The organism is Escherichia sp. TW09308, from assembly GCF_000208565.1.
GTDB classification, from domain to species: Bacteria; Pseudomonadota; Gammaproteobacteria; order Enterobacterales; family Enterobacteriaceae; genus Escherichia; species Escherichia marmotae.
In genome coordinates, this window is record NZ_AEME01000001.1 from 2,933,412 (window position 1) to 2,947,769 (window position 14,358).

The window sequence follows — 14,358 nt, forward strand, 5'->3', positions numbered from 1 at the left end:
ATCATTATTATATATTTGCGTTATATAAGGAGATATATCCATGTTTGATAAATACAGAAAAACACTGGTAGCCGGAACTGTGGCATTAGCTCTGGGTTTATCTGCAACTGGCGTGATGGCTGCGGGTTTTAAACCAGCGCCACCAGCCGGGCAACTCGGTGCTGTCATCGTTGATCCCTACGGTAATGCACCTCTGACCGCTGTGGTTAATTTAGACAGTCACGTCATTTCAGACGTCAAAGTTACCGTCCACGGTAAGGGCGAAAAAGGCGTTGAAATCAGCTATCCCGTGGGTCAGGAGTCACTAAAAACTTATGATGGCGTACCGATTTTTGGTCTTTATCAGAAATTTGCAAACAAAGTGACCGTTGAATGGAAAGAAAACGGCAAAGCCATGAAAGATGACTACGTGGTGCAGACTTCAGCCATCGTCAACAATTACATGGATAACCGCTCCATCTCCGATCTACAGCAGACCAAAGTTGTTAAAGTCGCCCCCGGTTTTGAAGACCGCCTCTATCTGGTTAATACCCATACCTTTACCGCACAAGGTTCCGATCTCCACTGGCACGGCGAAAAAGATAAAAATGCCGGTATCCTCGATGCAGGCCCGGCAACCGGTGCACTGCCTTTTGATATCGCCCCCTTTACCTTCATTGTCGATACCGAAGGTGAATATCGCTGGTGGCTGGATCAAGACACCTTCTATGATGGCCGTGACCGCAACATCAACAAACGTGGTTATCTGATGGGTATCCGCGAAACACCGCGTGGCACCTTTACCGCAGTACAAGGCCAGCACTGGTATGAGTTCGACATGATGGGCCAGGTGCTGGAAGATCACAAACTGCCGCGTGGATTCGCTGACGCTACCCATGAATCCATTGAGACGCCTAACGGCACGGTACTGCTGCGCGTAGGCAAGAGCAACTACCGTCGCGATGATGGCATACACGTCACGACCATTCGTGATCACATTCTTGAAGTCGATAAATCGGGTCGCGTTGTCGATGTATGGGATCTGACAAAGATCCTTGATCCGAAACGTGATGCTCTGCTTGGCGCACTGGATGCCGGCGCAGTTTGCGTTAACGTTGATCTGGCCCACGCGGGTCAGCAGGCAAAACTGGAACCGGATACACCGTTCGGTGACGCTCTGGGTGTAGGACCAGGCCGTAACTGGGCGCACGTTAACTCCATCGCATATGACGCCAAAGATGACTCAATTATTCTCTCCTCTCGTCATCAGGGCGTAGTGAAGATTGGTCGTGATAAGCAAGTGAAATGGATCCTTGCACCATCCAAAGGCTGGGAAAAACCGCTGGCCAGCAAACTGCTGAAACCTGTGGATGCCAATGGTAAACCTATCGCCTGTAACGAAAATGGCTTATGTGAAAACTCGGATTTCGACTTCACCTACACCCAACATACCGCATGGATCTCCAGCAAAGGTACGCTCACTATCTTTGATAATGGCGACGGTCGCCATCTGGAACAGCCCGCCTTACCGACCATGAAATATTCACGCTTCGTGGAATATAAGATTGATGAGAAGAAAGGTACTGTTCAGCAAGTTTGGGAATACGGTAAAGAACGCGGTTACGATTTCTATAGCCCAATCACCTCCATCATCGAATATCAGGCCGACCGTAACACCATGTTCGGCTTCGGCGGTTCCATTCATCTGTTCGACGTCGGTCAGCCTACCGTCGGTAAGTTGAACGAAATCGACTACAAAACCAAAGAAGTGAAAGTGGAAATCGACGTGCTGTCTGATAAACCCAACCAAACTCACTATCGCGCGCTGTTAGTCCATCCAAAACAGATGTTTAAATAATTAAGAAGGGAATAAAAATGTCGAAATTAGGGATCTCATCACTGCTTAAAAGCGTGCTACTTACCGCTACTCTGGCGGTTTCATTTACTGCTTCCGCCTTCACCGAAGGCACGGATTATATGGTTCTGGAAAAACCCATTCCGAACGCCGACAAAACGCTGATCAAGGTTTTCAGCTATGCCTGCCCGTTCTGCTACAAATATGACAAAGCAGTTACCGGCCCGGTATCGGAGAAAGTGAAGGATGTCGTCGCTTTTACCCCATTCCATCTGGAAACCAAAGGTGAATACGGTAAGCAGGCAAGCGAAGTCTTTGCAGTATTGATTAATAAAGATAAAGCGGCCGGCATTTCTTTATTTGATGCTAACTCGCAGTTTAAGAAAGCCAAGTTTGCTTACTACGCGGCTTATCACGACAAAAAAGAACGCTGGTCTGACGGTAAAGATCCGGCTGCTTTTATCAAAACCGGTCTGGATGCCGCAGGTATGAGCCAGGCGGATTTTGACGCCGCACTGAAAGAGCCTGCGGTACAGGAAACACTGGAAAAATGGAAAGCGGCCTATGACGTAGCCAAAATTCAGGGCGTTCCGGCCTATGTCGTCAATGGTAAATACTTGATCTATACCAAGAGCATTAAATCTATCGACGCTATGGCAGACCTTATCCGTGAGTTAGCAAGCAAATAACAGGGAAACAGGCTATGGGTATTAAGGGAATGTGGAAAGACCTTAGCACTTCACCGGTGAACACGCTGGTAAGATGGCAGGAACAACGCTTTTTATGGTTGTTAATGGCTGTTGCGATGGGCGCGCTGATTATCCTGGCGCACTCTTTCTTCCAGATCTATCTCTACATAGCACCCTGTGAGCAGTGTGTTTACATTCGCTACGCCATGTTTGTGATGGTTATTGGTGGATTGGTTGCGGCGATTAATCCGAAGAATATCGTCCTTAAGTTGATTGGCTGTGTGATGGCCTTTTACGGCAGCATTATGGGACTGAAGTTTTCGCTCAAACTGAACGATATCCATCATGCAGTGCATAACCCGGATCCCGATTCACTGTTTGGCGTACAGGGTTGCTCGACCGATCCCACTTTTCCCTTTAATCTGCCGCTGGCACAATGGGCTCCAAACTGGTTCAAGCCTACCGGGGATTGCGGCTATGATGCGCCAATCGTTCCTGATGGCGTCACACTGAGCAGTATGCAGCAGTGGTTTGTGGAGATGTATCAGCAATCTGAAGGTTGGTATCTGCTACCTCCGTGGCACTTTATGAACATGGCACAGGCCTGTATGTTGGCTTTTGGTCTCTGTTTGTTGCTGCTACTGGTGATGAGCGGTGCGTGGGGACTTAACCTGCTGAGAAAGTAAGGTAATGCAAACCGAAGCCAACAATTTGGCTTCGGTTTTCTTCATCTATTAACCTACCTGCACCGATAGCATACTTAAACTCCCCATTTCTATGCCATCGACTGGAATGGTAATTGCCTCTTGCCCATCCCATGCGCCTAAAATATACAAAAGCGGTAGATAGTGTTCCGGTGTTGGGTTCGATAACGCCCCGCCCTCATGGTCCAGGTAGTTCACCAGAGGATGCTGTTCCACTGGCCCTTGCCACGTTAAATTCGCTTTCACATACTCATTGAACGACATCGCCCACGGATACGGTGAGCTGTCGCCATGCCATTTTACTGTGCGAAGGTTATGCACCACGTTGCCGCTGGCGACTAACATTATTCCTTCATCGCGCAGCGCCGCCAGTTTACGCCCCATTTCGAAATGCCAGGCGATGGGTTTAGTACTATCGATACTCAACTGCACCATCGGAATATCAGCTTGCGGATACATCTTAATCAGCACGCCCCACGAACCGTGATCAAAACCCCAGGCTTCTTGATCCAACGTGACAGGGACTGGCGCTAACAATTCAACCAGACGTTGCGCCAATACTGGCGATCCTGGAGCCGGGTAATGAGTGTCGTAAAGCGCCTGCGGAAAGCCACCAAAGTCATGAATAGTGGGCGGCGCTTCCATCGCAGTAACTCCTGTTCCCCGGGTAAACCAGTGAGCCGAAACCACAACAATCGCTTTCGGGCGCGGTAACGTCATCCCCAACTTGTACCAGCTACGGGTATATAGATTATCTTCCAGCACGTTCATCGGGCTACCGTGACCTAAAAACAATGCTGGCATACGTGTTGAAGACATGATGATATCCTTAACTAAAGGTGTCATTTTGATATCCTCACAATACGCTTGTTCGGCGGAGTAAGAACCCGGATAACAATGATGATCATCATCAGTTATTTTGAAGATCCGCCTGAAGGTGAAGATTTATAAGGAGTAGTCGATGTCAGTACCTCTCATTCTGACCATACTGGCGGGGGCAGCCACGTTTATTGGCGCGTTTCTCGGCGTTCTCGGGCAAAAACCCTCGAACCGGCTACTGGCGTTTTCGCTAGGATTTGCAGCGGGGATCATGTTGCTTATCTCATTGATGGAGATGCTACCTGCCGCATTAGCCGCTGAAGGGATGTCCCCTGTTCTGGGCTATGGGATGTTTATCTTTGGTCTGCTGGGCTATTTTGGTCTGGACCGTATGTTACCGCATGCGCATCCGCAGGATTTAATGCAAAAATCGGTGCAACCGTTACCAAAATCGATCAAGCGTACTGCCATTCTGCTCACTCTTGGCATCAGTCTGCATAACTTCCCGGAAGGTATCGCTACCTTTGTAACGGCAAGCAGCAATCTGGAACTGGGCTTTGGCATCGCGCTGGCCGTTGCATTACACAATATTCCTGAAGGTCTGGCAGTGGCGGGTCCTGTTTATGCAGCTACGGGGTCAAAACGAACAGCGATTCTGTGGGCGGGAATTTCTGGGCTGGCGGAAATACTCGGCGGCATTCTGGCGTGGTTGATCCTCGGCAGCATGATTTCACCCGTCGTTATGGCGGCAATTATGGCGGCGGTGGCTGGGATTATGGTGGCGCTCTCTGTTGACGAATTAATGCCGTTAGCGAAAGAGATAGACCCCAATAATAACCCGAGCTATGGCGTGCTATGCGGAATGTCAGTGATGGGATTCAGTTTAGTGCTGCTACAAACGGCAGGAATTGGCTAAAAACAATTTCAGATGTTGTCCTGTACATGGACAACATCTGCTGGCTCCCATAAAGCCCTATTCTAGCTTTTCGGCCGTCTCTTCTCTCGTACTGTTTAAGTATTTGTTTCGCGCTTCCAGCAGTGCGTCTCTATCCTGGCGAAAAGCCCGACAATAACGTTTCAAATGCAGGAAATAACCCACTACAACCAGCGCAATCAATACAATCCAGTACCAGGCGATAAACATCCTTTTTACCCTTAATATTTAACAATACTAAACATTTGGCGCATAAATTTCACATACCCTTTTCGGATATATTCATATGGTCGCATAATAACGGAACAAATATATGATTTTGATCATAATGAAAAAGGTTGGCTGATATCAGTGAAATTTTTTCATAGAAAAAGAGGGGATATTTACATTCCGTCAGGTGAAGACAAAATAAAACCGAAGCCTGCTACCGCTTCGGTTTCTTTGATTATCGCGCCAGTTTAAGCAGCCGTTTTCAGCTAGCTTTACGCTCATGCGCCTGCCGATACGCCACCAAATCTTCAATGGTGACCAGCGCCATATTGTGTTTATTGGCAAATTCAATGCATTCTGGCGCACGCGCCATAGTGCCATCATCATTAGTCAATTCACACAGCACACCTGCTGGTTTAAAGCCTGCCAGCGTCACCAGATCGATAGTCGCTTCAGTATGACCACCGCGAGTCAGTACACCACCCGCCTGTGCACGCAATGGAAATACGTGACCCGGACGATTGAGGTCAGAGGGTTTCGCATCATCGGCAATGGCGGCACGAACGGTCGTAATACGATCAGCAGCAGAAACACCGGTAGTCACACCTTCAGCAGCTTCAATGGTTACGGTAAAACCGGTGCCATAGGCACTGGTGTTATTTTCTACCATCATTGGCAGATCAAGTTGTTTACGGCGATCCTCGGTAATGCACAGGCACACAATACCGCTACCGTGGCGGATGGTCAGCGCCATCTGCTCAACGGTCATGGTTTCTGCCGGGAAGATCATATCGCCTTCGTTTTCACGGTCTTCGTCATCAAGCACCATTACACCGCGTCCTTCACGCAGCGCTGCCAGTGCATTTTCAACACGTTCGAAAGGCGTACCAAAAGAGGAAAGTAGCGTCTGATTCATGGTAAAAAAACCTCACTAAAATTATGGTTACCAGAATCAGGGCAGTCTTAGGAGTGGCGGCATACAGCCAAAATAACGTGAGCGGGTCCATGCCCGACAGAATCGTTACTCTCTCCCATCCGGACTTTAACCGTCGGCCCCGGAATTACACCGGATCTGCTGTCCTTTGAGTTTGCACCCAAAGCGCTCGCGGGCTTTCAACTATGTTGATTTACCGCCGGTGGGGAATTTCGCCCCGCCCTGAGAATAAGCGAGATCACTATAACGCTAATGGCTAGCGGCAGCAACGCTGCAGGTTCACATAATTCTGGTTTATGCCTGTCTCTTATCGCACTACAATGTTACTCAATACCTATCAGTTCAGGGAAACTACAATGATTGACCCGAAAAAAATTGAGCAAATCGCTCGCCAGGTTCACGAATCGATGCCTAAAGGAATCAGGGAGTTCGGGGAAGATGTGGAGAAGAAAATCCGCCAAACCCTACAAGCGCAGTTGACGCGTCTCGATCTGGTAAGCCGTGAAGAATTCGACGTTCAGACGCAGGTCTTGTTACGGACTCGTGAGAAACTGGCATTGCTGGAACAGCGCATCAGTGAACTGGAAACACGCTGCACCCCGACAGTAGAAACTCAATCTCCACCAGCTATCCCACCAGTTGATAAGCCTGAATAAAATAAACAAAAACGGGCCAAATGGCCCGTAATATCAATGTTCTAATTCCAGTTCTCTTGGCTGTGTCATCTGCTGGCAATACCATGCATAGCGGGCGCAAAACCAGGTTCGATGTTCTTCATCCATATTACCGGTGACGGCCAGAATATCGACCGGGCGGCCTTCAGTATGCATTCTGGCAAAACTACGCGCCAGGAAATCGAAATTATTTAAAGAATTAAGACTATGATCCATAAGCACATCCTCCGGTTATCGCATACCTTTTAAGGCTATATGCTTTTTCTGATTTCAGTATTCCTTAATCAGTGTAGTGCCTTTAAACATAACGTGCGTAAATATATTGTTTCGGATCACACTTTTTATCGAAAAATAAAAAATAACATTAATGGACTTCCCCTTTTAAAACATCACTAACACATGTTATTATTAGCAAAGGCAAATGTAAGAAAGGAAACAATACCATTGTAAACAATGCGTCACTGAATGGACGATGGAGTGACAAATGATTTTATTTACCGACTATAACGCACCTTATCTTTTTGCTATTTCCTTTGTACTATTGATCGGTTTGTTGGAAATTATTGCCATTATCTGTGGCCATATGCTCTCCGGCGCTCTTGATGCACATCTTGATCATTGCGATTCCATAACCACAGGTAATATTAGCCAGGCACTTCATTATCTCAATATTGGAAAACTGCCAGCCCTCGTCGTCCTCTGTCTGTTGGCAGGCTTTTTTGGCCTCATTGGCATTCTTCTTCAGCATGTCTGTGTCATGCTCTGGCAAACACCACTCCCAAACCTTTTCGTAGTTCCAGTTAGTTTACTGCTCACAATTATCATGGTGCATTATACCGGCAAGGTGATTGCGCCCTGGATCCCTCGCGACCATAGTACTGCCATTACAGAAGAAGAATATATTGGCTGCATGGCATTAATTACTGGTCATCAGGCCTCTTCCGGAAAACCCTGTGAAGGAAAACTCACTGATCAATTTGGTCAAATACACTATTTATTACTGGAACCCGAAAAAGGGATATTCTTCAATAAAGGCGATAAAGTATTAATTATTTGTCGACTTTCTACAACGCGGTATTTGGCTGAAAAAAATCCCTGGCCAAACATATTGTAATTATTTAATTAAAAGGAAATTTAATAATGGATGATATTGTCAACTTAGTTCCGTCATGGATGTTTACCGCGATTGTTGCCGTATGCATTCTATTTATTATCGGTATTATTTTCGCGCGGCTTTATCGTCGGGCATCCGCCGAGCAGGCATTTGTCCGTACCGGATTAGGCGGGCAAAAAGTAGTCATGAGCGGCGGCGCAATTGTTATGCCTATCTTCCATGAAATAATCCCCATCAATATGAATACATTGAAACTGGAAGTCAGTCGCTCGACAATTGATAGTCTGATCACGAAAGACCGTATGCGCGTCGATGTGGTTGTCGCTTTCTTTGTGCGCGTAAAACCTTCAGTTGAAGGAATTGCCACCGCAGCTCAGACGCTGGGGCAACGCACTCTGTCGCCTGAAGATTTACGTATGCTGGTCGAAGATAAATTCGTCGATGCCCTACGTGCGACAGCGGCACAAATGACGATGCATGAGTTGCAAGATACGCGCGAAAACTTCGTTCAGGGAGTGCAAAATACCGTTGCAGAAGACTTATCGAAAAACGGCCTGGAACTGGAAAGCGTGTCACTCACCAACTTTAACCAGACCTCCAAAGAACATTTCAACCCGAATAATGCCTTTGACGCTGAGGGTTTGACCAAGCTGACCCAGGAAACAGAACGTCGCCGCCGCGAACGTAACGAGGTTGAACAAGATGTAGAAGTTGCGGTTCGTGAAAAAAACCGTGATGCGCTGTCGCGGAAGCTGGAAATTGAACAGCAAGAAGCGTTTATGACCCTTGAGCAGGAGCAGCAGGTGAAAACCCGCACTGCCGAGCAGAACGCAAAAATTGCTGCTTTTGAAGCTGAACGTCGGCGTGAAGCAGAGCAAACGCGTATTCTTGCTGAACGTCAGATTCAGGAAACCGAAATCGACCGCGAGCAGGCCGTCCGCTCCAGAAAAGTTGAGGCTGAACGTGAAGTTCGCATTAAAGAAATCGAACAGCAACAAGTCACCGAAATCGCCAACCAAACGAAATCGATCGCCATTGCGGCCAAATCGGAACAACAATCGCAGGCAGAAGCCCGTGCCAACCTGGCTTTAGCAGAAGCAGTAAGCGCCCAGCAAAACGTAGAAACGACACGTCAGACCGCCGAAGCTGACCGTGCCAAGCAGGTAGCGCTGATTGCAGCAGCACAGGATGCGGAAACCAAAGCAGTTGAACTGACCGTGCGGGCGAAAGCAGAGAAAGAAGCTGCAGAAATGCAGGCGGCAGCCATTGTTGAGTTAGCCGAAGCTACGCGTAAAAAAGGCCTGGCAGAAGCAGAAGCGCAACGAGCGTTGAACGACGCCATCAACGTACTTTCTGACGAACAAACCAGCCTTAAATTCAAGCTGGCACTATTGCAGTCTCTGCCTGCTGTAATCGAGAAATCCGTTGAGCCGATGAAGTCTATTGACGGTATCAAGATTATTCAGGTCGATGGCTTGAATCGTGGCGGCGCTGCGGGTGATGCGACATCAGGCAGCGTTGGCGGAGGAAACCTGGCGGAGCAGGCATTATCAGCCGCTCTTTCTTACCGTACACAGGCACCGCTTATTGACTCTCTACTTAATGAAATCGGTGTTTCAGGCGGTTCGCTGGCGGCACTGACTTCACCATTGGCTTCATCGATTCCCGTCGCAGATAAAGTAGAATAAATCTTCTTATATTCACATCCCTGGCTCAAAAAGCCGGGGATTTTTTATATCTACGTTCCAGCAAAAAGTGCAAATGATCAGGCTGTTGCAGCGTTTTGCGTGACCGCTCGGGGAAGACCAAACTGCATCAGAGAAAGCATTGTGCGGGGTCTGTCACTCATCAACACTCGGAGAGTCAGTAAGGGGTTGAAACGGAAAAGCCCCTCCCAAGGAAGGGGCCTTATAGAAGGAAAGGGTTATGATGAAGTTCGTCATCATACTGGTTGTGTTGTTACTGTTAAGTTTCCCGACTTACTAACAACTCATCAGAGGGAGAGAAATCCTCCCTTACCCTTGTTCCTTTACCTTAGGTTGAAAAAACAACAGCGCCAATAGCTCTACCTGGCACGAAGCGAGATCTGCGAACCGCTTTCCAGTTAGCCTTTTTTATCCTGTTGGATCTTCTTGATGATGTTGGTTGTCGAGCAACCATCTTCGAAGTTGAGCACCAGCACTTCACCGCCGTTGGCCCAGACTTCTTTACTCCCGGCGATCTCTTCCGGTTTATAGTCGCCGCCTTTCACCAGCAGATCCGGCAGGATCCCGGCGATCAGGCGCTGCGGCGTATCTTCTTCAAATGATACCACCCAGTCGACCGCTTCCAGTGCGCCCAGTACAATCATGCGCTGTTCGAGCGGATTAACCGGACGAGAATCCCCTTTCAGCCGTTTAGTGGAGGCATCGCTGTTCACGGCGACAATCAAGCGGTCGCCCAGTTTACGGGCATTTGCCAGATAGGAGACATGCCCGGCATGCAAAATATCGAAGACGCCGTTGGTCATCACCACTTTTTCACCGCGTTTACGCGCCGCGGCTACAGCCAGCTTCAGTTCTTCTTCAGTCATCACGCCAAAGCCGGTGTCCGCACGTCCACGTACTGCGTTTTCCAGCTCGATCGGTGAAACCGTGGACGTCCCCAATTTACCGACAACAACGCCTGCTGCCGCATTCGCAAAGAAGCAAGCTTCTTCCAGTGAATTACCCGCAGCCAGCGTTGCCGCCAGCACGCCAATCACCGTATCGCCTGCGCCAGTTACGTCATAAACTTCCTGCGCCTGAGTTGGCATATGCAGCGGCGCTTTCCCCGGTTGCAGCAGTGTCATCCCCTGTTCGGAACGGGTTACCAGCAGCGCAGAGAGTTCATAATCGGCAATCAGTTTCATGCCGCGTTCAACAATCTCTTCTTCGGTCTTACATTTACCAACAACAGCTTCAAATTCAGAGAGATTCGGCGTCAGCAGTGTAGCGCCACGGTAACGTTCAAAATCAGTACCTTTTGGATCAATCAGCACCGGAACGCTCGCTTTACGCGCTAGTTGGATCATATGCTGTACGCTTGCCAGCGCGCCTTTGGCGTAGTCAGAAAGCACCAGCGCGCCAATCGAACCCAGCGCCTGATTAATCCGCTCGTGCAGTGGCTGCGGATCGACGCCTTCGAAACCTTCTTCAAAGTCCAGGCGGATAAGCTGTTGGTTACGGGAAAGCACCCGCAGTTTGGTAATGGTTGGATGCGTCGGCACAGAAACGAAGTCGCATTTTACGTTCACGTCCGCCAGTGATTTACTGAGCGCGCGCGCCGCATCATCAATACCTGTCAGCCCAACCAGACGCGCGTTAGCACCGAGAGAAGCGATGTTCATCGCCACGTTGGCTGCGCCGCCCGGACGTTCTTCAATGGTATTGACCTTAACCACAGGCACCGGCGCTTCCGGCGAAATACGACTGGTGGGGCCGTACCAGTAACGATCCAGCATCACATCACCAACCACCATCACTCCAGCACGTTCAAACTCTGGCAGCGTTACTTTCATTCCTGTCTCCTGAGAGATTCAAAATTTGCGCGCGATAATATCACACTTCATTCCTCCACCAGCCACTTCTGCCAGCTTGCCCGCACCAGTTCACGCTCTGCGGTGAAGCACTCATCCGGCACATGGCCCGGCAACTCCTGTAACGCCAGGTGGTGAAGTTCATCGCGAAGCGTAGTGTAAGCACGGGTTAGCGCCATCGCTTCCCGCTCTTCCATAATGTCGTTTTGCGCCAGCAGTTCCAGAATGCGCACGTTGTCTGACCAGCGCGTTAACTTTGGTTTTTCATGAGCGTAGCGCAACACCAGATATTGGGTAATAAATTCGATATCGGTAATTCCGCCCTCATCGGCTTTGATATCAAAGCGATCGCGATGTTTATTGCCGAGATGAGCGCGCATTTTCTCGCGCATTTCCCGCACTTCCGTTTGTAGGTTTTTACCTTCACGCGGCAGTGTCATAATTTCCCGACGCACCGCGTCGAATTGCGCTGTCAGTTGTGGATCGCCATACACCACACGCGCACGCACCAACGCCTGATGCTCCCACGTCCAGGCCTCGTTTTTCTGATAATCGGCAAACGCTTCTGTGGAGGTAACCAGCATTCCCGCCGCTCCGGACGGGCGCAGCCGCGCATCCACTTCATACAAAATGCCGGAAGAAGTACGTGTGCTGAACAGGTGCATAATGCGTTGCGCCAGACGCAGATAAAACTGCCGTCCGTCGATTTCCCGATCGCCGTCGGTCATTACATCCATCGGGCAATCGTGCAGGAAGATCAGATCAAGATCAGAACTGTAGCCTAACTCCCAGCCCCCCAGCTTACCGTAGCCGACCACCGCAAAACCGCGGCCTTCGCGTTCACTCAGGTGATTCGGTTTACCATAGCGGGCAACCATTTGTCCCCATGCTTGCTGTACCACAGCATCGATCATCGCCTCCGCCAGCCAGGTTAAGTGATCGCTCACTTTCATCACTGGCAGTGTTCCGGCAATATCCGCGGCAGCAATACGTAACAACTGTGCCTGTTTAAATTGACGCAACGCCTCAAGCTGCTGTTCTTCATCATCTTCTGGCACGCGCAGCAAATACTGGCGCAGTTCATCACGATATGCATCAGTCGCCGTCGGCTGGTAGAGCGTGTTCGGATCGAGCAGTTCATCCAGCAATAATGGATAACGCGCCAGTTGGCTGGCAATCATCGGAGATGCAGCGCACAGCGAAATCAAATGTTTAAGCGCCGCCGGAAATTCACTGAGCAACTCAAGATAAGTGGTACGAGTGACAATCCCCACCAACAAGGCGGTAATACGCGACAGCGTGACGGCGGCATCTTCACGCCCACAAACGTCACTCAGCAGATGCGGCATCAGATGGTCGAGTACCTGACGTCCGCGCGGCCCGATGGTACGTTTGTCTAACTCTTTACGGAAATCGGCAATCAGCGCCAGCACTTGTTTGCGATCATCCTCGCTAAGATGCGCCAGCACCGGCGTGGTGTCATCTTCCTGCAACGCATCCTGCCACAACTCACGCCACTGCTCCGATAGCGACTCTTCCTGAGTTTCGCTTTCGTCATCGCCAATCAGTTCGTTAAATACCCGGCGCACATTGGTCATATGTCCGATCAGCGCTCCGGTCAGTTGCAACCAGTCAGCGAAATCCATCGCCCACGCCAGCCGCGCACGGTTAAGCTCATCGGCTGGAAGCGTCTGGGTTTGTTCATCATTAATGCTTTGCAGCAAGTTTTCCAGACGACGCAGAAACAGATATGCCACTCGCAATTGTTCGGCATCGTTTTCAGAAAGCAGATGCAGTGCGGCAATGGCGCTGAGTGTTGGCAGTAAAGAGCGTGATTGCAGCGACGGTTCGCGCCCACCGCGAATGAGCTGAAACACCTGGACGATAAATTCAATTTCACGAATGCCACCGGCACCAAGTTTGATGTTGTCAGTAAGGCCACGACGGCGGACTTCACGGGCAATCATCCCTTTCATGTTGCGTAGCGACTGGATCACGCTGAAATCGATGTAACGGCGGAAAACAAACGGACGCAGCATCGAACGCAATTCGTTAGCATAAACGCCATCGCTATCGCCCATAATCCGCGCCTTGACCATCGCGTAACGCTCCCAGTCACGCCCCTGTTCCTGGTAATAATCTTCCAGCGCCGCGAAACTCAGCACCAGCGGGCCACTTTCACCAAACGGGCGCAGCCGCATATCCACGCGATAGACAAAGCCATCTTGCGTCGGTTGATCCAGCACTTTAATCAGCCGCTGGCCCATGCGGGTAAAGAACTGAGCATTATCCAGTTCGCGGCGTCCTCCCTGCGTGCAACCATGTTCCGGCCAGGCAAAAATCAGATCGATATCCGAGGAGAAATTCAGTTCTCCACCACCCAGCTTACCCATGCCTAAAATCAGCAGCGGTTGCGCTTCGCCCTGCGCATTACACGGCGTTCCCCATTCGCGGCAGCAGGCGTCATACAGCCAGTCACGCGCCGCGACAATCAGCGTCTCCGCCAAATGGCTGAGTTGCTGCAAAATGTTCTCTTCCGCAACCAGCGCCAGTGTTTGCGCCCAGGCAATACGCACCATAATGCGCCGACGGAACAGCCGCAGTTCGCGCATTAAGCTGGCTTCATCGTTTACATCACTGAGCGCCTTCTGTAACCATGCAGCGTAATGCTGCCATTCGTCGGCCTGCGGTGGTTCGCTTTCCAGTTCCACCAACCACTCTGGATGCGCAATCACACTGTCCTGCACAAAATCACTGAAGGTAAGTACTGACTTCGCCTGTGAGCTAAGTGATTCCTCGGCTAAAGGCGCTGGCAGCCGCTCAACAACGGTCTGCCAGTACTGCTGTAACGGTGAAGAGAGCGGCTTCATACGCGATTTTATCCTTGCCT

At 49.9% G+C, this 14,358-nt stretch carries 14 protein-coding genes and 1 riboswitch; of the genes, 8 read left to right on the forward strand and 6 right to left on the reverse strand.

The features are described from left to right. The first annotated feature begins 40 nt into the window (after positions 1 to 40). Genes ESM_RS0113955 through dsbI form a run of 3 tightly spaced genes read left to right on the forward strand, consistent with a single transcriptional unit; the run spans position 41 to position 3,209 of the window. Positions 41 to 1,837, forward strand: a complete 1,797-nt coding sequence (locus tag ESM_RS0113955; protein ID WP_000459873.1) for an aryl-sulfate sulfotransferase — start codon at positions 41 to 43, stop codon at positions 1,835 to 1,837. Positions 1,838 to 1,854: 17 nt separating this feature from the next. Then, positions 1,855 to 2,523, forward strand: coding sequence for a thiol:disulfide interchange protein DsbA/DsbL (locus ESM_RS0113960; protein WP_000040026.1), 669 nt, complete (start codon positions 1,855 to 1,857; stop codon positions 2,521 to 2,523). Positions 2,524 to 2,537: 14 nt separating this feature from the next. Next, complete coding sequence (dsbI, locus tag ESM_RS0113965) at positions 2,538 to 3,209, forward strand: protein-disulfide oxidoreductase DsbI (RefSeq protein WP_000511510.1); 672 nt, start codon at positions 2,538 to 2,540, stop codon at positions 3,207 to 3,209. Positions 3,210 to 3,257: 48 nt separating this feature from the next. Here dsbI and ygiD read toward each other — a convergent pair whose 3' ends face one another. Continuing rightward, entirely contained in the window at positions 3,258 to 4,046 is a 789-nt protein-coding gene (gene ygiD / locus ESM_RS0113970) for a 4,5-DOPA dioxygenase extradiol (RefSeq protein WP_010378843.1), read from the reverse strand. A 142-nt stretch (positions 4,047 to 4,188) separates the two neighbouring features. Here ygiD and zupT point away from each other — a divergent pair, with 142 nt between their 5' ends. After that, a complete protein-coding gene (gene zupT / locus ESM_RS0113975) occupies positions 4,189 to 4,962 on the forward strand; it encodes a zinc transporter ZupT (RefSeq protein ID WP_000115865.1) in 774 nt (257 codons plus the stop codon). Between the two features lie 57 nt (positions 4,963 to 5,019). Here the strand turns inward: zupT and yqiD are convergent, their stop codons facing one another. Both yqiD and ribB read right to left on the reverse strand, forming a co-directional pair. Further along, positions 5,020 to 5,190: a protein YqiD gene (gene yqiD, locus ESM_RS1000000129400; RefSeq protein WP_000469265.1), complete on the reverse strand. Its 171-nt coding sequence runs from the start codon at positions 5,188 to 5,190 to the stop codon at positions 5,020 to 5,022. A 262-nt stretch (positions 5,191 to 5,452) separates the two neighbouring features. Continuing rightward, complete coding sequence (gene ribB / locus ESM_RS0113985) at positions 5,453 to 6,106, reverse strand: 3,4-dihydroxy-2-butanone-4-phosphate synthase (RefSeq protein ID WP_001076995.1); 654 nt, start codon at positions 6,104 to 6,106, stop codon at positions 5,453 to 5,455. A 103-nt stretch (positions 6,107 to 6,209) separates the two neighbouring features. After that, positions 6,210 to 6,358: riboswitch (FMN riboswitch) on the reverse strand. A gap of 122 nt (positions 6,359 to 6,480) precedes the next feature. Between ribB and ubiK the strand changes: the two genes are divergently transcribed. Then, a complete protein-coding gene (gene ubiK / locus ESM_RS0113990; RefSeq protein ID WP_024257688.1) occupies positions 6,481 to 6,780 on the forward strand; it encodes a ubiquinone biosynthesis accessory factor UbiK in 300 nt (99 codons plus the stop codon). A 33-nt stretch (positions 6,781 to 6,813) separates the two neighbouring features. Here the strand turns inward: ubiK and glgS are convergent, their stop codons facing one another. Then, positions 6,814 to 7,014, reverse strand: coding sequence for a cell surface composition regulator GlgS (gene glgS / locus ESM_RS0113995; RefSeq protein WP_001517115.1), 201 nt, complete (start codon positions 7,012 to 7,014; stop codon positions 6,814 to 6,816). Positions 7,015 to 7,282: 268 nt separating this feature from the next. On the opposite strand from glgS, the gene ESM_RS0114000 reads away from it, so the two are divergent. The 3 genes from ESM_RS0114000 to ibsE all read left to right on the forward strand — a co-directional run bounded on the left by ESM_RS0114000 (position 7,283) and on the right by ibsE (position 9,898). After that, positions 7,283 to 7,912: an OB-fold-containig protein gene (locus ESM_RS0114000; protein WP_000600176.1), complete on the forward strand. Its 630-nt coding sequence runs from the start codon at positions 7,283 to 7,285 to the stop codon at positions 7,910 to 7,912. Positions 7,913 to 7,938: 26 nt separating this feature from the next. Next, the gene (locus tag ESM_RS0114005) at positions 7,939 to 9,600 is read left to right on the forward strand and encodes a flotillin family protein (RefSeq protein WP_000341014.1); all 1,662 of its coding nucleotides are present in this window, start codon (positions 7,939 to 7,941) and stop codon (positions 9,598 to 9,600) included. 238 nt (positions 9,601 to 9,838) lie between these two features. Continuing rightward, positions 9,839 to 9,898 (forward strand): type I toxin-antitoxin system Ibs family toxin, encoded by a 60-nt coding sequence (ibsE, locus tag ESM_RS1000000128465; protein WP_001387082.1) that lies wholly within the window; start codon positions 9,839 to 9,841, stop codon positions 9,896 to 9,898. A gap of 118 nt (positions 9,899 to 10,016) precedes the next feature. On the opposite strand, the gene hldE is transcribed toward ibsE, so the two are convergent. Next, on the reverse strand, positions 10,017 to 11,450 hold the full coding sequence (gene hldE / locus ESM_RS0114010; RefSeq protein WP_000869164.1) for a bifunctional D-glycero-beta-D-manno-heptose-7-phosphate kinase/D-glycero-beta-D-manno-heptose 1-phosphate adenylyltransferase HldE: 1,434 nt from the start codon (positions 11,448 to 11,450) through the stop codon (positions 10,017 to 10,019). A gap of 47 nt (positions 11,451 to 11,497) precedes the next feature. Beyond that, the gene (glnE, locus tag ESM_RS0114015; protein WP_010378851.1) at positions 11,498 to 14,338 is read right to left on the reverse strand and encodes a bifunctional [glutamate--ammonia ligase]-adenylyl-L-tyrosine phosphorylase/[glutamate--ammonia-ligase] adenylyltransferase; all 2,841 of its coding nucleotides are present in this window, start codon (positions 14,336 to 14,338) and stop codon (positions 11,498 to 11,500) included. Positions 14,339 to 14,358: the final 20 nt, after the last annotated feature.